This is a genomic window from Devosia submarina, assembly GCF_003056345.1.
Classification (GTDB): Bacteria; Pseudomonadota; Alphaproteobacteria; order Rhizobiales; family Devosiaceae; genus Devosia; species Devosia submarina.
The window spans coordinates 368,118-394,502 of sequence record NZ_PYWB01000002.1; the positions used below are offsets into that span (position 1 = coordinate 368,118).

At 61.9% G+C, this 26,385-nt stretch carries 26 protein-coding genes; 14 read left to right on the forward strand and 12 right to left on the reverse strand.

Annotated features, from left to right (window positions below; all coding sequences use genetic code 11):
* Positions 1-30: 30 nt before the first annotated feature.
* Genes crtY through DDE77_RS04355 form a run of 3 tightly spaced genes read left to right on the forward strand, consistent with a single transcriptional unit; the run spans position 31 to position 3,631 of the window.
* Positions 31-1,221, forward strand: a complete 1,191-nt coding sequence (gene crtY, locus DDE77_RS04345; protein WP_108396195.1) for a lycopene beta-cyclase CrtY — start codon at positions 31-33, stop codon at positions 1,219-1,221.
* Positions 1,218-2,711 (forward strand): phytoene desaturase, encoded by a 1,494-nt coding sequence (locus DDE77_RS04350; RefSeq protein ID WP_108396196.1) that lies wholly within the window; start codon positions 1,218-1,220, stop codon positions 2,709-2,711. The genes crtY and DDE77_RS04350 overlap by 4 nt, the downstream gene beginning before the upstream one ends.
* On the forward strand, positions 2,708-3,631 hold the full coding sequence (locus tag DDE77_RS04355; RefSeq protein ID WP_108396197.1) for a phytoene/squalene synthase family protein: 924 nt from the start codon (positions 2,708-2,710) through the stop codon (positions 3,629-3,631). Before DDE77_RS04350 ends, DDE77_RS04355 begins: the two co-directional genes overlap by 4 nt.
* Here the strand turns inward: DDE77_RS04355 and DDE77_RS04360 are convergent.
* Genes DDE77_RS04360 through DDE77_RS04380 form a run of 5 tightly spaced genes read right to left on the reverse strand, consistent with a single transcriptional unit; the run spans position 3,628 to position 8,013 of the window.
* Entirely contained in the window at positions 3,628-4,155 is a 528-nt protein-coding gene (locus DDE77_RS04360) for a sterol desaturase family protein (protein WP_108396198.1), read from the reverse strand. The genes DDE77_RS04355 and DDE77_RS04360 overlap by 4 nt on opposite strands.
* Positions 4,156-4,160: 5 nt before the next feature.
* Positions 4,161-4,928, reverse strand: a complete 768-nt coding sequence (locus tag DDE77_RS04365) for a fatty acid desaturase (protein ID WP_210204336.1) — start codon at positions 4,926-4,928, stop codon at positions 4,161-4,163.
* A 15-nt stretch (positions 4,929-4,943) separates the two neighbouring features.
* On the reverse strand, positions 4,944-6,140 hold the full coding sequence (locus DDE77_RS04370; protein WP_108396200.1) for an ABC transporter permease: 1,197 nt from the start codon (positions 6,138-6,140) through the stop codon (positions 4,944-4,946).
* Positions 6,137-7,093, reverse strand: coding sequence for an ABC transporter ATP-binding protein (locus tag DDE77_RS04375; RefSeq protein ID WP_157959665.1), 957 nt, complete (start codon positions 7,091-7,093; stop codon positions 6,137-6,139). The genes DDE77_RS04370 and DDE77_RS04375 overlap by 4 nt, the downstream gene beginning before the upstream one ends.
* The gene (locus tag DDE77_RS04380; protein WP_157959666.1) at positions 7,090-8,013 is read right to left on the reverse strand and encodes a polyprenyl synthetase family protein; all 924 of its coding nucleotides are present in this window, start codon (positions 8,011-8,013) and stop codon (positions 7,090-7,092) included. The genes DDE77_RS04375 and DDE77_RS04380 overlap by 4 nt, the downstream gene beginning before the upstream one ends.
* Before the next feature lie 157 nt (positions 8,014-8,170).
* Here DDE77_RS04380 and fni point away from each other — a divergent pair, with 157 nt between their 5' ends.
* From fni to DDE77_RS04425, 9 genes are all read left to right on the forward strand, one after another.
* Positions 8,171-9,181, forward strand: coding sequence for a type 2 isopentenyl-diphosphate Delta-isomerase (gene fni, locus DDE77_RS04385; protein ID WP_108396202.1), 1,011 nt, complete (start codon positions 8,171-8,173; stop codon positions 9,179-9,181).
* Positions 9,182-9,247: 66 nt separating this feature from the next.
* Positions 9,248-9,736 carry a DUF4142 domain-containing protein gene (locus DDE77_RS04390; RefSeq protein ID WP_108396203.1) on the forward strand — a complete coding sequence of 163 codons (489 nt, stop codon included), beginning with the start codon at positions 9,248-9,250 and terminating at the stop codon, positions 9,734-9,736.
* A 232-nt stretch (positions 9,737-9,968) separates the two neighbouring features.
* Entirely contained in the window at positions 9,969-11,519 is a 1,551-nt protein-coding gene (locus tag DDE77_RS04395) for a UbiA family prenyltransferase (RefSeq protein ID WP_245895077.1), read from the forward strand.
* Positions 11,520-11,534: 15 nt separating this feature from the next.
* A complete protein-coding gene (locus DDE77_RS04400; protein WP_108396205.1) occupies positions 11,535-11,978 on the forward strand; it encodes a GtrA family protein in 444 nt (147 codons plus the stop codon).
* Positions 11,979-13,310, forward strand: a complete 1,332-nt coding sequence (locus DDE77_RS04405; RefSeq protein ID WP_108396206.1) for an FAD-binding protein — start codon at positions 11,979-11,981, stop codon at positions 13,308-13,310.
* On the forward strand, positions 13,307-14,053 hold the full coding sequence (locus DDE77_RS04410) for an SDR family oxidoreductase (protein ID WP_108396207.1): 747 nt from the start codon (positions 13,307-13,309) through the stop codon (positions 14,051-14,053). The genes DDE77_RS04405 and DDE77_RS04410 overlap by 4 nt, the downstream gene beginning before the upstream one ends.
* A 1-nt stretch (position 14,054) precedes the next feature.
* Positions 14,055-15,656 carry a hypothetical protein gene (locus DDE77_RS04415; protein ID WP_108396208.1) on the forward strand — a complete coding sequence of 534 codons (1,602 nt, stop codon included), beginning with the start codon at positions 14,055-14,057 and terminating at the stop codon, positions 15,654-15,656.
* A gap of 8 nt (positions 15,657-15,664) precedes the next feature.
* Positions 15,665-17,182, forward strand: a complete 1,518-nt coding sequence (locus DDE77_RS04420; protein WP_108396209.1) for a hypothetical protein — start codon at positions 15,665-15,667, stop codon at positions 17,180-17,182.
* Positions 17,179-18,816 carry a hypothetical protein gene (locus DDE77_RS04425; RefSeq protein ID WP_210204337.1) on the forward strand — a complete coding sequence of 546 codons (1,638 nt, stop codon included), beginning with the start codon at positions 17,179-17,181 and terminating at the stop codon, positions 18,814-18,816. The genes DDE77_RS04420 and DDE77_RS04425 overlap by 4 nt, the downstream gene beginning before the upstream one ends.
* On the opposite strand, the gene DDE77_RS04430 is transcribed toward DDE77_RS04425, so the two are convergent.
* The 4 genes from DDE77_RS04430 to DDE77_RS04445 form a co-directional block, all read right to left on the reverse strand.
* Complete coding sequence (locus tag DDE77_RS04430; protein ID WP_108396210.1) at positions 18,735-19,904, reverse strand: glycosyltransferase family 87 protein; 1,170 nt, start codon at positions 19,902-19,904, stop codon at positions 18,735-18,737. The genes DDE77_RS04425 and DDE77_RS04430 overlap by 82 nt on opposite strands.
* 174 nt (positions 19,905-20,078) lie before the next feature.
* Positions 20,079-20,450, reverse strand: a complete 372-nt coding sequence (locus tag DDE77_RS04435; RefSeq protein WP_108396211.1) for a hypothetical protein — start codon at positions 20,448-20,450, stop codon at positions 20,079-20,081.
* 83 nt (positions 20,451-20,533) lie between these two features.
* The gene (locus tag DDE77_RS04440) at positions 20,534-20,737 is read right to left on the reverse strand and encodes a hypothetical protein (protein ID WP_108396212.1); all 204 of its coding nucleotides are present in this window, start codon (positions 20,735-20,737) and stop codon (positions 20,534-20,536) included.
* Between the two features lie 6 nt (positions 20,738-20,743).
* Complete coding sequence (locus DDE77_RS04445) at positions 20,744-20,932, reverse strand: hypothetical protein (protein ID WP_108396213.1); 189 nt, start codon at positions 20,930-20,932, stop codon at positions 20,744-20,746.
* 170 nt (positions 20,933-21,102) lie between these two features.
* On the opposite strand from DDE77_RS04445, the gene DDE77_RS19380 reads away from it, so the two are divergent.
* On the forward strand, positions 21,103-21,276 hold the full coding sequence (locus DDE77_RS19380) for a hypothetical protein (RefSeq protein ID WP_157959667.1): 174 nt from the start codon (positions 21,103-21,105) through the stop codon (positions 21,274-21,276).
* A complete protein-coding gene (locus tag DDE77_RS04450) occupies positions 21,273-22,499 on the forward strand; it encodes an NAD(P)/FAD-dependent oxidoreductase (RefSeq protein WP_108396214.1) in 1,227 nt (408 codons plus the stop codon). Before DDE77_RS19380 ends, DDE77_RS04450 begins: the two co-directional genes overlap by 4 nt.
* A gap of 160 nt (positions 22,500-22,659) precedes the next feature.
* Here DDE77_RS04450 and DDE77_RS04455 read toward each other — a convergent pair whose 3' ends face one another.
* The 3 genes from DDE77_RS04455 to DDE77_RS04465 all read right to left on the reverse strand — a co-directional run bounded on the left by DDE77_RS04455 (position 22,660) and on the right by DDE77_RS04465 (position 26,285).
* Positions 22,660-23,004 (reverse strand): hypothetical protein, encoded by a 345-nt coding sequence (locus tag DDE77_RS04455; RefSeq protein WP_108396215.1) that lies wholly within the window; start codon positions 23,002-23,004, stop codon positions 22,660-22,662.
* A 72-nt stretch (positions 23,005-23,076) separates the two neighbouring features.
* Positions 23,077-24,429: a sigma-54-dependent transcriptional regulator gene (locus DDE77_RS04460; RefSeq protein WP_108396216.1), complete on the reverse strand. Its 1,353-nt coding sequence runs from the start codon at positions 24,427-24,429 to the stop codon at positions 23,077-23,079.
* Complete coding sequence (locus DDE77_RS04465) at positions 24,426-26,285, reverse strand: ATP-binding protein (RefSeq protein WP_157959668.1); 1,860 nt, start codon at positions 26,283-26,285, stop codon at positions 24,426-24,428. Before DDE77_RS04465 ends, DDE77_RS04460 begins: the two co-directional genes overlap by 4 nt.
* Between the last annotated feature and the right edge of the window lie 100 nt (positions 26,286-26,385).

Genomic DNA, 26,385 nt, shown 5'->3' on the forward strand with positions numbered 1-26,385 from the left:
ATTGGCCGGCGAGAGGCTAATGTCCGGCGCATGACTGTTTCACCTTCCCCGGCGCCCGGAGCGCCCCTGATCCTGGTTGGCGCGGGGCTTGCGAGCGCCTTGATCGCGCAGCGCTTGTCCCATGGGGGGAACGGGCCGCCGATCATCATGCTGGAAGGGAGCCAGGCGCCTTTTGGCGAGCACACCTGGTCGTTTCACCTGGCCGATGTGTCAGGGGAGGACATGGCATGGCTTGAGCCGATGGTGGCGCAGCGCTGGGCGGGGCAGTCGGTCCGGTTTCGGGATCATCGACGCGATATTGCTTCAGCCTATGCCTCGCTGACGTCGCAATCGGTGGCGGGGGTGATAGCCGGATTACCCAATATCCATCTGTGGCCGGGGGCCAGGGTGGCCCAAATCCATCCCGACCGGGTGGTGCTGGAGAGTGGCGAGATCGTCGCGGGCTCCTGCGTGATCGATGCGCGGGGATATCAGCCCAGCGAGGCGCTGGCGCTGGGGTACCAGAAGTTCGTGGGGCTGGAGGTGGAGACCGAGGCGCCGCACGGTTTGGTGAACCCCATCATCATGGATGCGTCGGTGGACCAGCTTGATGGGTACAGGTTCGTTTACGTGCTGCCCTTTTCGCCGACGCGGCTGCTGATCGAGGATACGCGCTATTCCGATGGCGGGGCGCTGGATCTGGTTGAGCTGGGGGAAGCAGTGTCGAATTATGCTGCGAGCCAAGGCTGGCGGATCCGGGAGGTCGTGCGCGAGGAGCACGGGGTTCTGCCCATCGCGCTGGCCCATGATGCCGAGCGCTTCTGGGCGGAGCGGCCGCGCGATGTGCCGCAGGCCGGGATGCGGGCGGCATTGTTTCACCCAACCACCGGTTATAGCCTGCCCGAGGCGGTGCGCGTGGCTAATCTCGTGGGCGCCAATTGGCCGATCGGGAGTGTGGCTCTGGCAGAGAAAATTCGCCGCCATGCATTGGAGCGGCATCGGCAACAGGGATTCTACCGGCTCTTGAACCGCATGCTGTTCCGGGCGGCACGGCCGGATCGGCGACATCTGGTGTTGCAGCGCTTTTATAAATTGCCAAAGCCACTGATCGAAAGGTTCTATGCCGGACGTACAAGCATGGGCGACATCGTGCGCATCCTGACCGGCAAACCACCGGTGCCCATTCATCGTGCCCTCTTGTGCCTGCGAGAGGCGCCGCTGCTGAGACCGGAGAAGAATTGAACACTTCCAGCAAGACTGCCGCAGTGATCGGCGCGGGATTTGGCGGGTTGGCGCTCGCCATTCGCCTGCAGAGTGCCGGCATCCAGACCCAGGTTTTCGAAAAGCGCGACAAGCCGGGCGGGCGCGCCTATGTTTATACCGATGACGGCTTCACCTTTGATGCCGGGCCAACGGTGATCACCGACCCCGATTGCCTCGAGCAGCTTTGGGAGCTGTCAGGCCGCAAGCTGTCCGATTATGTCACGCTCCTGCCGGTGACGCCATTTTACCAGCTGTGCTGGGAGGACGGGTACCGGTTCGACTATGCCAATGACCAGGCGGAGATCGACCGGCAGATTGCGCTCAAATCGCCCCAGGATGTGGACGGGTACCGGCGGTTCCTCGCCTATTCGGAGGATGTGTACCGGGAGGGCTATGAGAAGCTCGGGACGGTGCCGTTTCTCAATTTCTGGTCCATGATCAAGGTCGCGCCGCAGCTGGTGCGGCTCGAAAGCCATCGCAGCGTTTATTCCAAGGTCAGCCAGTTCATCCGGGATGACCAGCTGCGGCAGGCGTTCAGCTTTCATTCGCTGCTGGTGGGTGGCAATCCGTTTGCGACATCGTCGATCTATGCGCTGATCCATGCTTTGGAGCGCAAGGGCGGGGTGTGGTTCGCCAAGGGCGGCACCGGGGCGCTGATTGCGGGCATGGTGAGGCTGCTGGAAGATCTGGGTGGCCGAGTGCATCTCAACGCCGAGATCGACCGGATCGAGATAGAGGGCGAGCGTGCCAAGGCGGTGGTGCTCAAGGATGGTGCGCGTCATGCGTTTGACCAGATCGCGTCCAATTCCGATGTGGTCCATACCTATGCCCATATGCTGCGCGGCACGGCGCGGGGGGAAAGCCAGGGCAAGGCGCTGGCGAAGAAGCGGCATTCCATGTCGCTGTTCGTCATCTATTTTGGTCTCAAGACCAAGCATCCCGAGCTCAAGCACCATATGGTTTTGTTTGGGAAGCGCTATCGCGAGTTGATCAGCGAGATCTTCGGTACAGATGGTTTGGCCGAGGATTTTTCGCTTTACCTGCATGCACCGTCGGTAACCGATGACAGTCTCGCACCGGAAGGCTCGAGCGCCTATTACGTGCTTTCGCCCGTTCCGCATCTGGGGACGGCCGATATCGACTGGGCGGTGGAGGGGCCGAAATATCGCGACCGGATCCTCCGATACCTCAATGACCGCTATATTCCGGGGCTGCTGGATGACCTGGTCACAGTGCGCCATTTCACGCCGTTCGATTTCCGGGACGAGCTCAATGCCCATCATGGCTCGGCGTTTTCGGTGGAGCCGATCCTGACGCAAAGCGCCTGGTTCCGGCCACATAATCGGGACGACAAGATTTCCAACCTTTATGTGGTGGGAGCTGGCACCCATCCGGGCGCCGGTATTCCCGGGGTTGTGGGCTCGGCCAAGGCGACCGCCGGGATCATGATCGAGGATGCTGGTCGATGAGCGATGTTGTTGTCCTCAACAGCGAAATGGCCATCGCGCAGGGCTCCAAGAGCTTTGCGGCTGCGGCGCGGCTGTTTGACCGGCGGACACGCGACGATGCTGTGATGCTGTATGCCTGGTGCCGCCATTGCGACGATGTGATCGACGGGCAAACGCTGGGCCATGCGCAGCAGGCCGATTTCCGCGAAGGACAGCAGCAAAGGCTGGAATTGCTGCAGGCCCAGACTGCGGCGGCGCTGCGGGGCGAGGCAACGACGGACCCTATCTTTGAAGCGTTACGACGAGTGGTACAGCGCCACCAGATTCCCGATCGGCACCCGCAGGAGCTGCTGCAGGGCTTTGCCATGGATGTCCAAAATCGGCACTATGAGACGATCGAGGATACGCTGGAATATTGCTACCATGTTGCGGGCGTGGTGGGCGTGATGATGGCCATGATCATGGGCGCCCGCGATTCCGAAGTGCTGGACCGGGCATCCGATCTTGGCCTGGCGTTTCAGCTGACCAATATTGCGCGCGATGTGGTCGATGATGCACGGGTGGGCCGGGTTTACCTGCCGGCCGCGCTGCTGAAGCGACAGGGGATCGAAACGATCGACCCCGATGATATGGGGCAGCGCCCTGCCCTGCATGCGGCCGCGCTGGATTTGTTGGATCTGGCGGAGCGCTATTACGCATCGGCCTATCAGGGCATGGCGGCCTTGCCGGCCCGGTCGGCCTGGGCGATTGCCGCCGCGCGGCGGGTTTATCGGGCGATTGGCGCCAAGTTGCGTTCGGGTGGGCCTGCGGCCTGGGAGCAGCGGGTGTCGACCGGCAAGGGGCAAAAGCTGGCCTTTTTGGGTGTGTCGCTCAGCGATGTCGCCTGGACGCGGCTCGACAAGCGGCAAACACCGCGACAAGGATTGTGGCAGCGGCCCTAATGGATGCTGGGGCGCTGCTCGTCGTCTTTGAGCGCCTCGGGATCAAACGGGCGCTGGTTGGTGTGCAGCTTCTTGACCAGCTTGTCCACCGGCTCGGCATAAACAAAGCCGAATGACACGCAGCCATCGCGGCCTTGCACGGCATGATGAAGGCGGTGTGCCTGGTAGACGCGCTTGAGATAGCCCTTGCGCGGGATGTATTTGAATGGCCAGCGCTGGTGCACCAGCCCGTCATGCATAAAGAAATACAGCACGCCATAAATGGAAATGCCCACGGCAATCCACCAGACCGGCCATAGGTAGGCGCCCAGGATAAAGAGCCCTACCGCGAAGACCGCGAAGACCACGGCATAAAGGTCGTTTTCCTCCAGCGCTTCGTCATGGGGTTCGTGATGGGATTTGTGCCAGCCCCAACCCCAGCCATGCATGATATGTTCATGCGACCAGGCCGCGAACCATTCCATGAACGCGACAGTGCCCAGCACCAAGAGAGTTGGGATAAGATAATGCAGCAAGGTTTCCATGGCTCTCAGGCGGCGTTAGCGGTGGCGGCGGGTCGGCGGTAGCTGGGCAGTTTCCACCAGGGCACCCAAGGGGCGTCATGGTGTTCGTGATGGTAGCCGAAGTGGAAGCAGGTCAGCAGCGATATGCCATAGGAAAAGTCATTGCTGCGGGCGCGGTGGCGGTCGGTGAATGGCGTTTCATCGATGCGGTGGGGCCGGTAGGTGCCGAAGTAAAAGAGCTGCACCGATGACAGAAGGGCGGGCACGGCCCAGAACAGCAGCATGATGGGGAAGCGCTCGCGCAGGATCAGCGTGTAGATCACAACAACAACAAACAGGACGGCGAATTCGCGCCAACCGAAATAATGGCGGAAGAATTTGACGTACCAGGGCCAGAAGCTTGAGGGGTGGTCTTCATCGAAATCGGGGTCATCAGCGGTGCCGGCATTGCGATGATGAGCGTGATGGTTCTCGTAGAGCTTTTCATAGGAAAAGCCGGCATAGATGAACACCGCGAAGCGCCCGATCAGGCGGTTCAAGGCAGGGAATTGCGGGGCGAGCGAGCCGTGCATGGTGTCGTGGGCGACGATAAAGAGCCCTACGCTCAGCCAGCATTGCAGCGCCACAACAAAGGGTGCCGCGAGCCAAAGATTGCCTTGCGTCCAGTCGATCAGGAAAATCGCGCTGATGTGCACGGTCAGCCAGGCGCCTATGATCAGGGCGGCGAGAAACAGGCCGATTGCAGTATCGCGTGGGCTCACAACGATTTTCGGAGAGGTTTTAACGGGGCTCACCGGAGGCACTCCTTCTTACATCCGCAAGCGCTTGCGCGAAACGATCAAGGCTAGAGCCGTCGCCGCCAGGGCGCAGGCCCAGAGCCAGCCCAGTTCGGGCAAAAGATCAAGCAGGCCTTCGCCGCGCCAGAGTACGCCATGATAAGCCTCGATGGCCCAGGCATTGGGCGTATACCAGCCCGCATCCTGCAGCCAGGGCGGCATCATGAACCGGGGCACCATGGACCCGCCAATTGCAGAACACACTAGCACCACGAATGTGGAAATTGTTTGTGCCTGTTGCCGGCTGGTGCAAATGGAAGCGACGGCCAGCCCCAGGCCAGAAGCGGTGGCCGCAGCGGCAAGGCTTGTCAGGAACCAGAGCCATGAATGGCTGAGGACATCCACGCCATAGACGAGCGCGGCCACAAGAAAGATCAGCGCGACCTGGACCATGCCTTGCACGGTAAGGAAGATCCATTTGCCGATAACCACGACATCGGTGCCGGCCGGACCGATCGCAATGCGGTCGAGGATGCCGGAATGGCGCTCCTCGATCAGGGTGGCGGCGCTTTGCATGGCCGAGAAAAGAAGGAAAAGGATTGCAACGGCGCCGGCATAATAGGTGACGGTGCCACCCGAGCCCCCTTGCGGGCCGACAAAGCTGGTTTGGACCAGGGCCGGGGGTTGGTCGGCATTTGCCGCGGCCATTTGCTCCATGGCGGCGGTAAGGCGCGCCGATTGTTCCGGCGTCCAGCCGCCGACAAGGCTTTCCACGGCTGGAAGGGTGCGCGCAAGGCTGAGATCGGGCAGGTGTTTAGCAAGAACGCGCTGCACCTGGCCGGAAAGAATGGCGCCAGCCATGACCTTGCCAGGATCAACAAGAACAGTGATGGGCGGCGTTGTTGTGTCGGCCAGATCACCGGTGACGACGAGACCCACATCGGCTGCGCCCCTGTTGACCGCCTGGGCAACCGCATCAGCGCTCTCAAGGGTTTCGGGCAGGAAGCGCAAGGAGGGTTCGTCGCGCATGGCCTGCGTCAAGCGTTCCGCTGCGGGGCTATTGCGCTCGATCCCTAAAACCACGCGCAGTTCCATGGCATCGCCGCCGACGCCGGAAAAGATGGCGGCGAAGATCACGAAGATCACGGGCGGCAGCAGGAATGCCATGGCCAGCGCGCCACGGTCGCGCAGGAGGCTCAGCGTCATGACGCGCAGCATGGCCGGGATCATGCAGCGGGCTCCATGACGGACTGGTTCGCCTTGCCGGAGAGGCGCACGAAGAGGCTGTCGAGGCCTGGTTCCCGGAAGCGGATTTCGCGGACGGCCATGCCGGCCCGGTCCAGCGCAGCGCCGAGTTCGGCCGCAGAGTTCTGCGAAGCATTACCCAGCATGATCCAGGTGAGATTGGCATTGGACGGGGTGAATCCTGATTTCAGGAGCGTATTGGCCTGTGGTTCGGTAGGCGGCTGGCGCAACTCGAGAATGATTTCCTTCTGGGTGCCGAATGCCGTCTCGATCAGTTGGCGCGGTTCGCCCTGTGGGGCGACGGTGCCGGAGCGCAGGAAGCCAACGCTGGAGCAAAGGGTTTCGGCCTGGTCCAGATCATGTGTGGTCAGGAGCACGCCCATGCCGGCATGGCTGAGCTGGAGGATCACGTCATGCAGGGCATTGCGGGCATCCACGTCCACCCCGACGGTGGGTTCATCAAGGATCAAGAGGGCCGGTCGATGAAGGATCGCGGCTGCAATATTGGCACGCCGCTTCCAGCCGCCGGAAAGAATGTCGACGCGGCTATGGAGGTGATTGCCCAGGTTTGCGGCTTTGGTGGCCCAGCCCATAGCCGTGCGGGTGGCATCGCGGGACAGGCCGGACAGGCGGCCCAGAACCTCAAGGTTTTCGCCGATGGTAAGGTGGGGATAAAGCGCGATTTCCTGCGGCACCAGGCCAATGCGGCGCAGGCTTTTGCGGCTGACGGGCTGGCCGGCAATGCTGATCGTGCCGCCTAAAGGGCGTACCCGGCCGCAAATGGAGCGGATCAGCGTGGTTTTCCCAGCGCCATTGGGGCCCAACAAGCCATAGATTTCGCCGGCGCGGACCCGAAGATCGAGGTTCTTGAGCACCTCGCGGCCGCCATAGCCGACGCGCAGGCCTGAAACAAGCAGGGCATCGGGTGGTTGGTTCACTGCGCGGCGGCCTGCCGAAGATCGAACAAACGGGCCATGAGGGCGCGGATCGGTGCGCCGTTGACGCCGCTCGCCAGCAGCGCCTGATCGGCGCGGGCGAGGTGTTCCTCGCAGGAAAGGCGCGCTCCCTTGGCACCGAACAGGGACACAAGGGTCGCCTTGTCGCCGTCCTTGCCGACGTCCTTGCCGATCTGGGCTGCGGAAGCGGCACCATCGAGGAGGTCATCGGCCGTCTGGAAGGCGAGACCGAAATGGCGGGCGAACTGACGCACGGCTTCGATGCGCTCTTCGTTCATGCCGGCAAGGATCGCGCCCATTTCGGCCGCAGCCACAAACAGGACACCCGTCTTGAGCCAGTTGAGGGTTTCCACCTGCTCGGCGCCGGCAAGGTCGGCACGGCCATTGATGTCGATCTCCTGGCCGGCGACGAGCCCGTCCCAGCCAACGGCGTCGGACAAGACCTTGGCAAGGCGCGTGCGGGTCTGATGGGGAATGGTTTCAAGTTCGGCGATGAGCCCGAAAGCGCGGGTCAGCAGGGCAATAGCGCCCAAGATCGCGGTGGCCTGGCCAAAGGCGATGTGGGTAGTGGGGCGGTCGCGGCGTATTTGCGCATCGTCCATGCAAGGCAGATCATCGAAAATCAGGGAGGCGGTGTGCACCATTTCGACGGCACAGCCGAGGTCGAGGGCGGTTTGTTTCAGCGCCGGCGAAGGCTGGGCGATCAGCACCAGCAGGACGGGGCGCACGCGCTTGCTGGGGGCAAGCGATGCATGCCGGATTGCCCCGTGAAGGTTGGGCGGAATGCCGGGTTTGCCATCCAGGAGCGCAGCAAGACGCTGCTCCATCGCGAGACGGATTTCGCTCGGGTCTGCAAGGTCGGTGCGCTCTGCGCGCTCGAGCACCAGGCCGGTTGAACTCATGGACGGGTCTCCCCCCTTGCACCCTTTCGGCTGCAGTGAACCAGAAATGGCGCGTAAACGTAAGCACAGAATAGCTGTCCAGGGCCAGTCGGTGTGTGGCAAGTGTGTGTTAAACTGCTGGCAATAACCGGCCAAGCGTGTTCCGGGGGGATCATCATTGCTGAGCGACCGCAAGAACCAGCATCTGGACGTGGTGCTCGCCGGGCGCGGCGTATCGGGTGCGCGTACCGGCTTTGACGACATCGTTTTCGAACATGCGGCTCTCCCCGAGCTCGATATGGACGCAATCGAGCTCTCTACGCACTTCCTGGGCAAACGGATCAACGCGCCGTTTCTGGTGAGTTCCATGACAGGCGGGCCGCAGCGGGCCGAAGCCATCAACCGTCATCTAGCCGAGGCCTGCCAGGCGCTGCGCCTGCCCCTGGCGATCGGCTCGCAACGCATTGCGATCGAGAATGGGGATAGTGCGGGGCTGGGGCGCGAGCTGCGGCGGCTGGCGCCCAATGTGCCGATCCTTGCCAATTTCGGAGCGGCGCAGCTCAACCTGGGATTTGGCGTCGTGGAGGCGGAACGGGCGGTGGAAATGATTGGCGCCGATGCGCTGATTATCCATCTCAATCCCTTGCAGGAAGCCGTGCAGCCGGAGGGGAACCGGGATTGGCGGGGGCTGCTGGGGCGCATTGAAGCGCTGGCGGGGGCGCTTTCGGTGCCGATCGTGGTCAAGGAAGTGGGCGCCGGGATCAGCGGCGCGGTGGCACGGCGGCTGGTTGACGCGGGTGTTCAAGTCATTGATGTGGCGGGGGCCGGAGGAACCAGCTGGGCCCGGGTGGAAGCGGAGCGGGCGCATAATTCGACCCAGGCCGCCATTGCCCGGGGCTTTGTTGATTGGGGCATTCCGACGGCTCGGGCGATCAGCGCGGTGCGCGAGCAATGCCCCGATGCCGTGATCATCGGCTCCGGGGGGATCCGGGACGGGATTGATGCGGCCAAGGCAATCCGGCTGGGGGCTGACCTGGTGGGCCAGGCGGCGGGGGTTCTCGAGGCCGCCACGCAATCGGCCGAGGCCGTGGCCGAGCATTTTGCCGTGGCAATCACGCAGCTGCGAATTGCCTGTTTTTGCACGGGCTCGGCGGATTTGCGGGCTCTGCGCGGTGCTAAATTGCTTTAGGTTACCGCAGGAACGAGCGGATGGGTTGATGATTGACCGGTCCCAATCGATTGAAAAGGACTGACCATGCATAGGCGTTCCCTTATTGGCGGCTCGGCTGCCGCCCTTGCTCTCCTGCCTGTTGCCGGTGTTGCGTTTGCCCAGAGCGGTGATGTGGACCAGGCCAAGCTGCCCGCGCTGATGGGCGGTGATTTCGCCACGGCAACCAGCGAGCTGGCTGTTAGCAAGGCGTCGAGCGACACGGTGAAAATGTTTGCCCAGCTCGAGATCGCCGAACAGGCTGCTGTTGCGCAGGCCTTTGGCTCAACACCGGGCGCGGCGGGCCTGAGCGAAGAGCATGCTGCCATGCTGGCGCAGTTGCAGGAGCTGGAAGGCGCCGAGTTCGACCAGATGTACATCCAGGGCCAGATTACCGGCCATGAGCAGCTGCTGGAAATCCATCAGAAATATGCCGATGACGGTGATGACCCGATGGCGCGCGGCGCCTCCATGGTTGGCGTTACCGGCATCCAGACGCATCTCGTCATGCTGCGCTCGATCCAGGCTTTCCTTTAACAAGCCGCCTATGTTCACAAACTCGTGAAGCTAAAGCCCTGCCCCAAAGGTAGGGCTTTTGCGTCAAGTGCCTTGATTTCGTGCAGGAAACGTCAGCGTTCACGCGGCTGTGACTGTGGTTAATCCAGATTAGCCATAGCAGCCATGCGGAACGATGAACATCGGCTGCTGTTATCTCGCCGCAACCGAGCCTCGCAAAGGCCGGGAAAAACACACGCGGCAGAGGTGGAACTTGAGCAGGTCTGAACAATACGCCATTCATCCCTTACCGGCGCATCGCCAACCTGAAACCGGCTTTGAAGGCCGTTTCTCCTTTATCGACTTCGTGGCCGCCGACAATGACGAGGTCATCACCCGCCCTGAGGCTCAAACGGCTCGGCCGCTGGTGGTGGATCTCGATGGTACGCTTATCCGATCGGATCTGCTGATCGAAGCTGCGTTTTCCGAATTGGGGCAGCGCCCCCACGCCATTCTGGGCATGCTCAAGGCATTGCGCGACGGCAAGTCCGCGCTCAAGGATCATCTTTCTTCTGCCGAGAATTTTGACCCTTCCACCCTGCCCTATGACGAAGTGGTGCTCCAATATATCCGCGGCGCCCGCGATGCCGGCCGGCCGGTTTACCTGGCTTCAGCGAGCCATGAGAGCCTTGTGAGCGCCGTGGCCGAACATCTGGACCTGTTTGACGGCTGGTTCGCCACCAACAAGACCTCCAATTGCTCGGGCCGCGTAAAGGCCAAGATCCTGGTCGATGCGTTTGGGGACAAGCAGTTCGACTATATCGGCAATGACAGCGCCGACCTTGAGGTCTGGCCGCATGCCGCCAAATGCCTCGCCATCCGCACCAACAGCAAGGTTGGCCGCACCCTTGCGCAGCGCTTTGACGATGTGGAGCATCTGCGTCACGACCGGGCAAGCTGGAAGGATTGGGCGCGCCTGATGCGCGTGCACCAATATGCCAAGAATGCGCTGGTGTTTGTGCCACTGATCACCAGCCAGGTGTTCGAGCTCAATGCGCTGCTGACCCTTGTTGTGGCCGCGATTGCCTTTTCACTCTGCGCCTCAAGCGTTTACATCCTCAATGACCTCGTAGACATCAAGGATGACCGGGGCCACCCAACCAAGCGCATGCGACCATTGGCCAGTGGCACGGTGCCGATTGCCGACGCCGTGCTGGCCGTGCCGATCCTGTTCGGCATCTCCATTGCAATTGCCTCGTCCATCTCGCTGCCGTTCCTGGGCGTGCTCCTGGGCTATTATGCCCTTACCACCGCTTATTCCTTTGTGCTCAAGCGCATGCTGATCGCCGACGTTCTGGCCCTGGCTGGCCTTTACACCATTCGCGTCGTGGGCGGCGGGGTGGCGCTGGGTGTCGCCACATCGTTTTACCTGCTGGCGTTCCTTGGCGCCTTTTTCCTTTCGCTGGCGCTGATCAAGCGCTTTGTGGAACTGGGTGCGCGCAGGCGGGCACAGCTGGGCGACAGCTCCAGCCGCGATTATCGCAATGACGATATCTTCATGGTGGGCGCCCTGGCGGCGGCTGCAGGATTGCAGGCCGTGACGCTGTTTATTCTTTATGGCACCAGCGCAGCCGCGGCAGCGATGTATAGCCGGCCCGATATTCTGTGGCTGGTAGCGCCGGTCCTGACCTTTTGGCTCGGACGCGCCTTGGTGCTGGCGCAGCGCGGCGAAATGCACGATGATCCGGTGGTGTTTGCCCTCAAGGACAGGGTCAGCATCGCGACCCTGGCGCTTGCCGGCGCGCTTGTCATTGGCGCTATGTAGCTGTTGGAGACAAGTATGCTTGACGCTTCCACCGTGCGCCCCGTCGGGGCGCCGAGCGCCAGTGCGACCGCATTCCGCTATGTGCTGTTCGCCATTATCTCCACGCTGGTCAATTTCATGGCCCAGCATCTGGTCGTGGTTACCCTGCCCTTCGCACCCCTGACACTGTCCATCCTGTTTGGCACGGCCGCCGGCTTTGCCGTTAAATATGTGCTCGACAAGAAATGGGTGTTCGAGGACGATTACACGACGGGCCGGGACGAAATGCGCAAGGTCAGCCTTTATGCGCTGTTCAGTGTTGCGACCACTGCCGTGTTCTGGGCCTTTGAAATCAGCGCCTGGATGATCTGGCAAACCGATCTGGCCAAATATACCGGGGGTGCAGTGGGGCTTGCCATCGGCTATTGCGCCAAATACGCCTTGGATCGGCGGTTTGTTTTTCGAACGGAGAGGGCGTGAATGCTGCTGGAGGGGTGGGGACGATATCCGCAACTCAACAGTGAAGTGCTCACCCCTGCGACTCCCGACCAGCTCAACGAGCTGGTGCGTGGTCGCGCGGGCCTGATCGCCCGCGGCAATGGACGCGCCTATGGCGACGCGGCCATTGGGGCGCGGTCGAGCCTTTCTGCTGTTAAGCTCGACCGCATGCGGGGGTTCGATCCCCAGACTCATGTGCTGACCGCCGAAGCGGGCGTGCTGCTTTCCGATATTCTCGACACTTTCGTGCCGCGCGGGTTCTTTGTTCCCGTGGTGCCGGGCACGAAATACGTGACGCTGGGCGGCATGATTGCCTCGGACGTGCATGGCAAGAACCACCATCGCGATGGTGGGTTCGGTGCGTTCCTCCAGAGCCTCAAGCTTGTGCTGCCCAATGGGGAAGTGTGGAACTGCTCGCCTCACGAGAACCCGGACGTGTTTTATGCCACTATCGGTGGCATGGGGCTCACCGGGGTCATCGCCGAGGCCAGCATCAAGCTCAAGCCCATTGAAACGGCCTATATCCGGCAGGCCACTACGGTAGCGCCTGACCTAGCATCCGCACTCAAGGCGCTCGACGATGCCGATGAGGCGACCTATTCGGTAGCCTGGATCGACTGCCTGGCAGGCGGGGCATTGCTGGGCCGCTCGCTGATCTATGCGGGTGAGCATGCCAGCCGCGCCGAAGTGGAAGAAGCGCGGGTCAATGGCGAATTGCTGGCGAAAGCCAAGGCTTCACGGCTCAGCGTGCCGCTCGATCTGCCCAGCTGGACGCTGAACAAGGCTTCTGTGAAAGCCTTCAACGAGGTGTACTTCCGCAAGGGCTCACGCAAGGGCGATGCGCCGGCCGTGGTGCATTACAATCCTTATTTCTTTCCTCTGGATGGCGTCAGCCAGTGGAACCGTATCTATGGGGTGCGCGGCTTCTTGCAACACCAATGCGTTGTGCCGCCGAACAATGCCCATGCCGTGTTGAGCGAAATACTCGAGCGGTTTGCCCGTTCGGGCCGGGCGTCTTTTCTGGCCGTGCTCAAGAAGCTGGGCAAGGCGAACGGGCTGATGAGCTTTCCCATGCCAGGCTATACGCTGGCGCTCGACGTTCAGGTGCGGGACGATATTTTTGCGCTGTTGGACGAGATCGATGAGCTTGTAACGCGCGCCGGAGGGCGGTTGTATCTGGCCAAGGATGCGCGGCAATCGCCGGCGACCTTCCAGGCAGGCTATCCGGGCCTAGCTGAATTTCAGGAGATTCGACGCCGGCTGGGCGTCGAGGGCAAGATCGCCTCCAAACTATCCGAAAGGCTTGGCATATGAGTACCGCCCAAAAGACCCTGCTGTTGATCGGGGCCACGTCCGATATCGGCCATGCCACGGCGCAGGCCTTTGCGGGCGCGGGGTGGACCATTTTACTGGCGGCGCGCAATCCGGAAGGGGCGCAGCGCAATCGCGACGACATTGCTGCCCGCAGCGGCGCCGAAGTGTCCACGCACCGGCTCGATGTTCTTGATACCGAGGGATTCGAGGGCTTTATCGATGGGCTGCCGGCCCTGCCAGATGCGGTGGTTTGCGTTGTGGGCGAAATGGGTGACCAACAACAGGCGCAGGGCGATCTGGCCCATGCCGCCAAGGTAATCCGGACCAATTTCGAAGGCCCTGCTCTCTTGCTGGGTGCGCTGGCCGAGCGGTTCCTCCGGCGCGGTCATGGCACGATCGTGGGCGTGAGCTCGGTTGCAGGCGATCGTGGCCGTGGGTCCAATTATGTTTATGGGGCGGCCAAGGCTGGGTTCACCGCCTTCCTGTCGGGCCTGCGCAATCGCCTGGCACCAACAGGCGTGCAGGTGATTACCGTCAAGCCCGGCTTTGTGCGCACGCGGATGACGGAGGGCATGAAGCTGCCACCGCTGTTGACGGCGGAGCCGGGGGAAGTGGGAGCGGCAATCCTTGCGGCCGTGTCGAGCCAGAAGGGCGACGTGCTTTACGTGCGCAAGCTGTGGCGACCGGTAATGATGGCGATCGGGGCGATTCCCGAGCCGATTTTCAAAAAGCTGCGGCTGTAGCATGGAGCGCACGCTCGCCAATCGAGCACCAACAGGCTGGCTTAACCGGAGTTTCGAGGCGCTGGAGCATTCGTCCGGGCGCGCACTGTTTTTTCTGGGGCTGGCCCTTGCGCTGCTGCTGGCCATTCCCGGTGAAACCGTCACGACGCGGGCCATTGAGGAGCTGATCGCCATTCTGGATGGCGTACAGCGCCTGCAATGGGGCGCAGTGCCGAACCGAGATTTCCACTCCGCCGTGGGACCCCTGGCCTATGTCATCCCAGCGCTTGGCTATGCGCTGACGGGCAGCATGGGGGCGGCGATGCCGCTTGGCATGGCCCTGTTGCTGCTGCCGATTGCCTTGATTGCGGCCTATGTGCTCCCCTCCCGGCTGTCGCCGGCTCTGGCGCTGCCGTTTGGCGTATTCTTGCTGCTGATCCTGGCCGTGCCCATGAATCTGGGCGACGGGCTCAATATCCTGTCCTTTGGGCAGTTCTATAATCGGATCGGCTGGGTTGGGCTGTCGCTGCTTGTGGTGCTGTTCTTGCCGGGGGCGGAAGGGGCCAAGCACTCGCGCTTCATGGATGGGCTTTGCGCCACGCTGCTGGTGCTGCTGCTCGCCTATTCGCGCGTGACCTATGGCATTGCGGGCTTGGGTTTTCTTCTCCTTATGCTCACCGACCGGCGGCAGTGGCGGTGGGCGGCAGCGGCTCTGGTGGCTGTTGCCATTTGTGCGCTGCTGGTGGAGTTTGTCTGGGGCGGCTCGCAAGCCTATTGGCGCGACAGCATGATGAGTTTTGCAGCCGCAGGCTGGTTGCGCGGAACACCAGCGCAATGGCTGGAGCTGTTTTTAGGCAATCTGGCCGATTATCTGCTCCTGGGGCTTTTGGCTGGCATCAGCCTTTGGCGGCGGTTCAGCGTACGCACGCTCCTTTTCGTGGTGCTGTGTGGCCTTGCAGGGTTTTGGCTCATCAACCAGAATGATCAGCGTTGGGGCATGCTGACGATCCATGCCGCGGCGGCTGTCCTTGCTGAAGGCATTTTGCGGGACATGCGTTCGGGGCCTGGGCAGCCGACTGGCACACTGGTGAACCCTGCGGGGATCAAGCTGTACCTTCTTGGCTTTCTGTTCCCGACCATTCTGCATTGCACCATCGCCTTGAGCCTTCATACAGGGAGCGCTCTGGCCAATGCCGGCGAGAGCTTGCCTGTGGCGCGGCTCGAAGGTGTGCGGGTGGCGGATCTCCTGACGGCGGGGGATTTTGGCGGCAGCCGGTGGTATCTCGGGCTGGTGAGCGATGGCGTCGCAGCGCTCGAGAATTTGGACGGGCCGGCTGGCAAGATCGTGGTGTTGGGCGGGCCCAATCCCTTTAGCCTGGCGCTTGACCTAGAACCTGCGCACGGAGATGTGGCGCATCTGCGCTGGGGCGCGCATCAGAACGAGAGCGTTCATACCGCGCCCGAGCAGATGTTTGGTGACGCCGACATTGTCATGGAGCGCACGGCTGCCGGGGGTATTGGCGGCTTGGGCCAAGTTTATATGCCGTTTGTCCTTGAGAATTTCGAACTGGTGGCGCAGACGGCCAATTGGCGCATCTTTCAGCGTCCGGCCGACGCGCAGTGAGCCGCCCCATGGTTCTCCCCCGACGGGGCGCTCTCCTGATCGGGGGCTTTGCCGTGCTGCTGGCGCTCTTTTTGGCGCTGCCAGCGCGCACGATCACGACGGCTTATGTCAATGACGTGCTGATCTTCCTGGACGGCGCCAATCGCATTGCGTTTGGGCAGGTTCCGAACCGGGATTTCCATACGGCGCTGGGGCCGCTGGTCTATTATATCCCCGCTATCGGCTTCGGGCTTTCGGGGCGCATGGGTGGAGCTCTGCCGGTAGGCATGGGCGTGCTGATCCTCCTCTTGGGTCCGGTCTTTGTGCATGTGCTCCTATCGCGGCTGCGGCCGATGCTGGCGCTCCCCTTTGGCGCCTTTTTGCTGCTGATCCTCGCCATTCCGGCAAATCTTGGCGATCCGCTCTCGTCCATTTCCTTTGCCATGTACTACAACCGCATTGGCTGGGTGGTGCTAGCGCTTTTGGCGGTGATGTATCTTCATCCGCTCGACAAGGCGCCCTGGTGGCGGGATGCGGCCTGTGCGGCGATCCTGGTGCTGGTCGCGCTTTATACCAAGATCACCTATGCCCCGCCCGCTTTTGCCCTGCTGCTGCTGATTGCCTGTGACAGGCTGCAGCGGCTTTGGGCAGGAGCGGCGCTGGCTCTGGTGGGCTGCGGCATGCTGCTGGTGGAACTGGTGTGGCGCGGCTCGTTTGCCCATGTGCAGGATCTGATCGATACCGCCAGGGTCAGCGGCGAGCGCAATCTGGCGCTGTTTATCCGCGTGGTGCTCAACAATTTTTCCGATTTTGCCATTGCCCTTCTTCTGGCCGGCATGGCGCTTTATCGGACGCGGCGACTGCTGGATGGGTGTTTTTACCTGCTCTGCATCGGGGCTGGAGTGCTCATCATTTCCCAGAATGCGCATTCCTGGGGGATCATCACGCTGTTTGCCGCGGGCGTGGTTGCGGCCGAGACCTGCCTGCGGGACCCCGGCGTTCCCTCCCGCTTGCCGCGGTCTGCAAGTGGCGCGCCCTTGCTGTTCTGGGTCCTTGTGCTGCCGGGCCTGGGCAAGCATGCGATCGGGATGGGGTTTTATGCTGTTCTGGCCATTTCCGGGTTTGGAACGCCGCTGGGGCTGCCGCAATTTGGCGATGTGCGGTTCGGGCGCTTGTGGTCGCCGGGGGATAATGGCTTTACCGAGCTTTATGTCGGCAATTTCCCCGAAGGGGCGGCGCTGCTGGGCGAGATCGAAAATCCCGGGCGCGTGCTGGTGCTTGATTTCAGCAATCCCCTGTCGGCCGGAATGGGCCTTGTGCCGCCGCGTGGGGATATTTCCTGGATGCATTGGGGGCGTAATCTTGATGCCGAGCACCATCCTGCACCCGAAGAGCTTTTTGCCGATGTTGCGCTTGTCATGATCCCCAGGATCGGCATCAATAGCGCGCAGCTGGAACAGCTCTACGGCCCCTTTATCGCGCAGCATTATCGTAAATTTGCCGAAACGGACGGCTGGACGGCTTACCGCTTGGGGGACAATGAATGAGCACGGCACCGATTGCCCAGCAGGGGGCGCGTCGCGCCTTGCGCGTTCCAGCGATGTCGCTGGGCTGGATCGTCTTTGCCATTGGCGTGGTGTGCGCGCTGGTCCTGGCCGTACCGGGGCAGACCATCACGACGAAATACGTCAACGACCTGTTTATTTTCCTTGATGGCGCATATCGCATCTTCGAAGGTCAGGTGCCCAACCGGGACTTTCATTCCTCCCTGGGACCCCTAGCCTTCTACCTGCCTGCTTTTGGCTATGCGATAACGGGAAGTCTTGGCGCTGCCATGCCGCTCGGGATGGGGCTGGCTACTGTGTTTCTGGCTGCGATCGGCGCGCACCTGATCGGGACGCGCATGCGCGCGGTCACGGGCATTCCGCTGGCCATGTTCCTGCTGTTGATCGCCGCCGTGTCGCTCAATCCGGGCGAGGGCATCGCCGATCTGTCCTTTGCCATGTTCTACAACCGGCTGGGCTGGACGGCGATCGGGCTGCTGCTGGTGATGTATTTGCCGCCGCAGGACTGGAGCCGGCGGCAGACGGCTTTGGATGCCCTTTGCGCGGCGTTGCTGACGCTGTTCCTTCTTTATCTCAAGGCCAGCTATGGGCTGGTTGCCCTGGCGTTCATTATTTTCATGGCGACTGATCGCCAGTCGCGGCCATGGGCCATTGCGGCACTCCTAGCCATTGCGGCCGCCATTCTGTTGATCGAGCCTTTTTGGCGGGGAACGCTTACCTATTTTGCCGATGTGCAATTGGCGCGCGAGGTAAGTGGGGACATTCCCGATCTGGTGCGGCTGGTCACCATCGCCCTGCCCAATCTGGCTGACATCGCTGTTTTCCTCGTGTTCACCCTGCTCCTGCTTGTTGTGCGGCGGCGCTTTCGCGATTTCCTGTTTCTGGGCTTTGTGGGTGCCACGGGTATTCTGCTGATCGAGCAGAACTTCCAGATCGTGGGCATTCTGACGCTTGCGGCTGGCGCCAGTGTTGTTGCCGAACTGATTGCCCGAGCGGCACCGCCATGGGCGCGCGATGGAATAGGTGCGGGTCTGCCGCTGCTGGTCGCCATCATGATGGTGCCCGTGACCGTGCAGAATGGCGCGGCGCTTGTGCTGCATGCGGGATTGGCGCTGGGGCAAAAGGGCGAGCCAATCACCCTGCCCGGCTATGCCGGCGTGCGCCTTGCCCAGCTTTCCAATGAAGGGCTCTACCGCAATTTTTCGCGCTATAACCAATCGCTGGCGGATGGCGCAGTGGCGCTGGCGAGCCTTGATACCGAAGTCGAGCGCGTGGTGGTGTTTGATTTCGTGGGGCCATTCAGCGCCGGCCTGGGCCTTGTGCCGCCACGGGATGACAGCCCCTGGTATCATTGGGGCCGCACCCTGCATGACGAAGTCTTTCCACCGGCCGATGAAATCCTGGCCGATGCCAAGATCATCATGGAAGCAAAAGCGCCGATCGAAGTCTGGACAGCCAATGGCATGCGGCGCGTTTACGCCCCTTACCTCGACAACAATTTCACCTTGGCGAGCGAAAGCGCGGACTGGCGCATCTATGTGCGCAAGCCGTCCTCCACGGATGGGCGCTTGAACACCAGCAATGTCAGGAGGCAAAGCACCAGTGCCCAGCCATAGGCCGAACCGGTGGTGATCTGGACGCTCGCCGGCGCGCCGAACTGATTGATGATCATGGGAATGGGAATGCACAGCATGGCGGCCACCAGCCACATGGGCCAGGCGCGCCAGTTGGAGACGATCACCGGCAAGAGAAACAGCGTGTAGTGGATCCAGCCCAGGGGCGAAGCCATGACCGCGCCAAGCAGGGCAAAGCTGCTGACCCGCATGATGTCGGGGCGCTTCCAAAGGGCCCAAGCGGCAAGGGCCAGGAGCATGGCGGCGCTGAGGACAAGGCCCAGGCCTGAAATGCCGGCGCGGGCTGTGAAGCCGGAAATGGATGCATTGGTGAGGAACATGGCACGTTCGCCATCCGAGATCACCAGTTCCAGCCATTGGCGGTAGATCTCGGGCCCGAAGAAGACGAGCGGGATGGCGCTGATCACGCCGGCAACGGCTATGGAAACAAGGCTTGGCTTGCGATAGCCCGCCAGAAACAGCAGTACTGGCCAAACCAGAAAATTGGGCTTCATGGCGATCACGAGCCCGATCAGCACGCCGGCCCATAGGGCCTGCCCGCGCTCCAGGAATAGCCAGGCCCCAACTGCAGCAAGCACCAGCGGAATATAGATCTGGCCCAGGTACAGGGTATCCCAGAAGCCTGCCAGCGCCGCAGCCCAGATGATCAGCACGGCGGCGGCAGGGCCCTGCGCGTAGCGCCAGACCATGAGGGCTATGGTCGCGGCATAAAGGGCAATGGAAATCCAGGACCAGACGCGGAAGCTTAGGTCCTCCGGCGCCCAATCAAAGGCCTGGAACAGGATCGCCGAAATTGGCGGATTGAGATTTGGATTCCAGGCTTCAAAGCCGGGGAAAACCACATGGGGCGTAAGTGGGGGATAAATGCCGTAGGGGTTGAGCCCTTCGGCGGCAGCGCGGCCCGATGCCAGAAAGGCACCAAAATCCCATAGCCCATGCGGGGGCGCGACCCGTGGCCATTCTACCCAGATGACCCAGCAGGAAAAAATCGTCAGCAGCGCCGCGGCGGTCCAGAACAGCAGCTTGTCCGGCCTTTGAACACCATCATACGTTGCTTTGACCTGGCTCATGGGCTCTCCTCGATAGGGCAGTTGCGCAAAAACGGCGCCAGAACGGCGCCGCCTGCCCTATCAACGATCAAAGCATCGCTTTGCTCCCGCGTGCAATGGCGGACTAGCGTGCGAAGGGTGCATGGCCGAAGCTCCGCCTAGCCAGCGGATGCCACTTCCAGAGGGTAATGCCGCCTATTTGCGGGTGCGCTCGGCGTCGATTTCGCCCGATGTGCCATAGCGGGGCGCCTGTTCCTGGTTGGCGTCGTATTGCACTTCGGCCGCCGTGTCGGTCTTGCCGACAAGTGACACGCTTGCCCCCGCCACTGGCTTGGACCGGGTGGTTTCAAAATTGGGCAGCACCGCTTCGAGGCGATCAAGGGTTTCGCCCACGCGGCGCGCCACTTCGGGATCGAAGCGGTGGTCGATGGAGGTGCGCTCATAATCGCGCAATTGCTCGGTAGTCACGCCTGCTTCGGCAGCAAAGGCGTCGGGATCGATGCCCAATGCCAGGCGCCTGTTGTGGTCGCCCTTGGGCTGGCGTTCGGTCGGGATTTCATTGGCCATTGCTTGATCTCCAGCGCCATTCTTATTGAGGAGGCGTTCAGCGGTTGCCAGCGGAGCAAGGCTCCGCCGGCCGTTGTCTGCTTTTAGCTCTTTTCGCGAGGGTTGTGGGTGTGGTGCGTGTCGCCCACCCCGCCGCCGCTCGATACATCCGATTGGGGGCCATTGGTTGGCTGGCCGGGCTCAGGGCCGCGGCCTTCCGTCGGATCTGGCAGGTCAGGCCGCTGGTGGCTGCTGCCGGGTCCGCCGTGATGGCGGTTGGATTGTTCGATCTTATCAGAAGTAGACATGATGGATCACCTGTCCTGCTGCAAACCCTGATTGGTGGTGTTTTGCTTGCTGTTGCCCTGCTGACCCTGCTGATCGTAGTTGCGATCGCCCTGGCCGCCCGAGGCACTGGCCTGCTTGGGATCAAGGTGGTCATTGCCGCCCGTTCCCTTTGGGCTACGGTTCTGCGGTGGAATGGGGGGTAGGTGTTTTGACATGGTCGAACTCCTTCTGCGGCGTAAACCATGCGGCAAGCGCTCCCGTTCCCATAAAGTGATCAGGTTTATTTGAGCTTGCCCGGGGTTAAAGCGCATTAACCGGTGGCGATAATGGAACGGGATTGGCCTGCCCTGCTTTGCCTTTGGAGAAGAAAAAAGCGAGCACCGCCATGGCCGAACACGAGCAAGAAGCCTTCAAGGAACCCGCCGATCCAAGCGTCAATCCGCCTGACAGCGCAACCAACAGCGCGGCGGGCCTGCTGCCCGTCTTCGCTATCCTTCTGGTTGTTCTCGCCATCGCTGCCATTGTTGTCGTCGTGATGATTTCCGGCGCGACCCGATGAGGATTGTTGTGGTCGGGGGCGGCTTTGGCGGCTTGGCCTGTGCCAAGGCGCTGGGCAATTCGCCTCATCAGGTGTTGGTGATCGACAAGAAGAACTTCAATCTGTTCCAGCCGCTTCTTTATCAGGTAGCAACGGGAGCGCTTTCGCCGGCCGACATTGCCGAGCCGATCCGTCGCGTGTTCAAGAAATATCGCAATATTTCTACGGTAATGGCAGAGGTCGAGCGGGTCGACACAGCTACAAGCCATGTGGTGACCAGTGACGGCCGCCAATATCCTTATGATGTGCTCATCCTCGCCACAGGATCGCGCTACAGCTATTTCGGGCATGACGACTGGGCGCAGCATGCCACAAGCCTCAAGACGGTGGAGGATGCGCGGCTGATCCGAACGCGCCTTTTGACGGCGTTCGAGCGGGCCGAAAAGAGCACCGATCCAGAGGAGCAGCGCCGCCTTACCACGACGGTGGTGATCGGCGGCGGGCCGACAGGCGTTGAAATGGCCGGGGCCATAGCCGAGCTTGGCCGCTGGACGCTTGAGGGCGAGTTCCGCAACATCAATCCGAGTTCGGCTCGCGTGATCCTCGTGGAAGGTGGCCAGCGGCTGCTTGGGCAGTTCCCAGAGAAGCTGGCCCTTTACGCACAGCGGGAGCTGGAAAATCTGGGCGTTGAAATCTGGCTCAAGCGGCGAGTGACGGAGATGGACGCCAGTGGCGTGCGGGTCGATGATGAGCGTGTTCCGGCCGGCACCATTGTCTGGGGCGCGGGTGTAACGGCAACGCCGGCGGCGCAATGGCTCGGTCTCGAGACCGATCGCACCGGGCGCATTCCAGTGGAAGCCGATCTGTCCGTGGTCGGCTTTCCCGGCATATACGCGCTGGGCGATATCACGGCCTTTACCCAGGACGACAAGTTCCTGCCTGGGCTTGCGCAGGTGGCCAAGCAGCAGGGCCGCCATCTTGGCGAAGGCTTGCGCTCAGCGACCGAGCCGGGGCAGAAGCTGGCTCCGTTCCGCTACCATGACCGAGGCAATACGGCCGTGATCGGGCGTCATGCGGCCATTTTCGACTTTGGCCGCCATCGCATGAAGGGGCGGCTCGCCTGGCTCCTTTGGGCAATCGTGCATGTTTATCTTCTGGTGAATGCCGAAAAGCGCGCGCTGGTTAGCCTGCAATGGCTCTGGCGCTATATCACCAAGGCTCGCGGCGTGCGGCTGATACCGTAAAGGCGCATGAAAACGCCTGGCCCCAAACATGGTTGGCCAGGCGAAGTGTGCACGGGATGCGCACCGCGGCGTGACAGTGCAGTGCCCTAACTAGATATTCGGCGGCGCAGCTACAATTGATCTGGGATAGTCTGTCCCTGATCTGAAAAGCATGCGCTGCCTAGTTGCCGGCCTGGGCGAAGTAGGGGTTTTCCGGGAAGTCGCCGATCAGGCAATTGGCAAAGGCCCTGGTGCCTTCCCGGTATTCCAGGCGCTTGCAGGCTGCGCGGCGGTCGGCCTCGGGGAAGGACGCGACATAGGTGGCGCCGGGCCTCAGCGAAGCAATCGAGGGGTCGACAGCCGCCTGGCGCGTCGGAGCAGGCCGGATTGGCTGGGCCTGACGCACTATGGGCTGGGGTGCCGAGACGAGAGCAACGGACGAGGACCGAAGACTGCCCCTGTCCGATGTTGAAGCGCAGCCGGCAACAGCAAAGGCTGCGGCGATGAAAATCATGGTTTTGTGCATAATGTCTACCTCCGCTGGGCAAACCGCTGAATGTTTGGTTTGTTCCCGCGACCTCATCGATGATGTGCCGGGTTAGCGGCGGACACCCAGGCGCGCCATTTTTTCGCTCAGGGTTCGCCGGGGTACCTGAAGGGCGTCCACTACGGCTGCGATGGAGTCATTGTGGCGGGCAAGTTCGGTTTCAATCACATGCCGCTCATAGGCGGCCACGCGATCTGCCAGGCTGGCGCTGGAGGCAGCGGGTGGCTTGGCGCGGGTTCCCAGAATGGCCGCGAGGGAGCGGCCGGTGATGTCGAGGCCCAGGGCAAAGCGGTCGGCGGCGGCTTTGAGTTCGCGCACATTGCCGGGCCAGGAATGGGCAAGCAGGGCATCGATATCGGCAGGATGAAGCGTTGGAACTGGCTTGTTGAAGCGTTGCGCCGCGAGCCCCAGGAAATGATGGAACAACAGCACGCAATCCTCGCCGCGCTGGCGCAGGGGCGCCAGGTGAATGGTGGCCATGTTGAGCCGGTAAAACAAATCGGCACGGAACCGGCCGGCTTCGCTTTCGGTGGCAAGGTCGATCTTGGCAGCGGCGATGATCCTGATATCGAGCGGGATCTGGCGATTGGAGCCGATGCGTTCAACCATGCGCTCCTGAACGACGCGGAGCACTTTTGCCTGGGCAAGCAGGGGCATGGATTCGATTTCATCAAGCAGAAGTGTGCCGCAATTGGCGTACTCGAACTTGCCCACGCGCTTTTCGCGCGCCGAGGTAAAGGCGCCGGCTTCGTGGCCAAAGAGTTCGGATTCGATCAGCTCAGCGGGGATGGCAGCGCAGTTGACTGCAACAAAGGGGCCATTGGCGCGTGGGGAAAAATCATGGAGGCACCGGGCGACCACTTCCTTGCCGGTGCCGGTTTCACCCACAAGGATGACATCGGCGGGAATGGGGGCAAGATCGCGCACGGCGCGGCGGAGATCTTCCATGATGGGAGACGAGCCCACGAGGCGCGTGGACAGTTCGGTATCGCCGCCATCGAGCCTACGGCGCAGTTCAGCAACTTCGCGCTTGAGCCGGGCCTGTTCGGCAGCGCGACGGATGGTTTGCACCAATTGGTCGGGCGCATAGGGTTTTTGGAGGAAATCGAAGGCCCCTCCGCGCATGGCCTCCACGGCCATGGGCACGTCGCCATGGCCGGTGATCAGGATCACTTCGGCGCTTAGGCTGCGCTCCTGCATGATGGGCAGCAGATCAAGGCCGGAGAGGCCGGGCATGCGTACATCCGAAAGGATCACTTGTGGGTGGATGGTGTCGAGCATGGCAAGGGCTTGGTCGGCGCTTTGTGCTGCGTGGGTCACGAAGCCGGACAGGCTCAGCCATTGCTCCAGCGCCGTGCGAACCATGTCCTCGTCATCAACAATCAAAACAACGGGCTTGGTCATTGCGCAGCTTCCGGGGTCGGGAGGGAATGAGTGGCGAGAGGCAGGCGGACGGCAAAGGTGGAGCCCTCGCCTGGGCGACTATCGACGCTGATGGCACCGCCCAGATCGCGCACCAGGCCATAGGAGATGGAAAGCCCCAGGCCCAGGCCGCGCCCAGCTTCCTTGGTGGAATAAAAGGGATCAAAAACATTGCCGAGGGCAGTGGGCGCAATGCCCTCGCCGGTATCGCTTACCAGCAAGCTAACCCAGCTATCTTGCTGGGCCAGGCTGATGGAGAGCACGCGAAGAGGGCTTTGTTCCATGGCGTCCACGGCGTTGGACAGGAGGTTGATCAGCACCTGTTCAAGGTGAACGGGATTGCCGCGGACAGTGATGGCATGGGGCAGCGGGGTGTAGTCGAGGTCGACGCTTTTGAGCTTGTGATCGAGCAGATCCAAAGCATTGGCTATGACGTGCCCTAGTTCGGCGTGCTGTGTTTCCGTGTTGGTCTGCTTGCGCGAGAAGGTCTTGAGATGAGCGGTTAGCGCAGCGAGGCGATCGACGACCTTGTCCATGGTATCAAGGGTAGCAGCGATCGCGGGCTCCTGCCGCTGGGACGCGAGCAGCCTAGCGCTTGCCAAATGGGTGGTGAGGGCAGCAACAGGCTGGCTGATTTCGTGGGCGACGCCGGCAAGAGCCTGGCCAAGGCTCGCCAGCTTGGCCGCTTGCACCAGGCTGTATTGAGCTTCCTGCTGGGCTTTTTCAGCCTTGATGCGCTCTGCGATTTCAGCGCGCAAGGCTTCGTTGAGGATATGGAGATCCTCCGTGCGCTCGGCGACACGTTGCTCGAGACGGTCATGTTCGGCAAGGCGCTGGGCAACAAAGCGCTGGCGTTGCAGGACGAGTATGGCGAGCAGGAGGAGGGCTGCGGCGGCCAGTGATGCCGCGGCTGCGGCAATCGCGGCGTCGCGGAACAGGGGGGCTGTGGGGGTGAACGAGACCAGGCGCCAGCCTTGAGCGGGCAGGCGTCGTTCGTCGACCAGAAAGCCACCTTCGGTGTCGGGATCACCGCCATCCAGGGTGGCAAAGGGGCGGTCGTGCGATCGCCATTGCTCCACGGCGACCGGCTTGGAAAGGAGTGTCCCCTCTCCATAGCGGCGCTCGGCGTTGATCCGCTCGCGCGTGCCGGGGCTTAGCGTGGTGAAAGGGCGATAGCGCCAGTCCGGGCGGGTGGAAAGGATAACAACATTGTTGTCGTCAACAATGACGATCAACTCGCCCGAGAGCCACCAATTGGCTTCTATTTCCCCCAAATTGATCTTGGTGACGGCGACGCCAAGCGGCCCATCAGGGCCGTCGATGCGGCGAGCCAGGAAGTAACCGGCCACGCCCGTGACGTTTCCGATGGCGTAGAACTTGGCACTGCCACTGCGCATGGCTTGCTCGAAATAGGGCCGATAGCCCAGGTTTTCGCCGACAAAGCTGTCATAGGCCCACCAATTAGAGGCGGCGATCACTTCGCCATTGGTGGCCATGATGAAGAGCTCGCTCGCTCCGGCATTATTGTTCAGGCGGGACAGAAAGGCGTTGGCGGTTTCTCGGGTCTCCCTGTCGTCGGGGTGTTCAAGAACGGCTCGAGCTTCGGCGGCAAGGGCAATGGATGAAGGGAGATAATGATAGCGGTCGATAATCGCGGCGAGCGTGCGATCAAAGAGGGCGAGGCGTCGTTCGGCTTGTTGGCCCGCATTGGCCATGGCTCCGTTCAGGGCCAGCTCGAACGCAAGCCAGCCCATTGCAGCCACAAGCGCCAAAGCCATTGCGCCCAAAGCGAAATGGCGACGCTTCACAAGATCACGAACTGCAAAATGCCCCGGCACTCACTCTCCCCTGGCAAGAAATTGCCCCGACCTACCGCGCCAGTTGGCAAGATCTTGCCCTGAGGTGCTAGCACGTTGCAACGAGTGTGCATACCTGCCT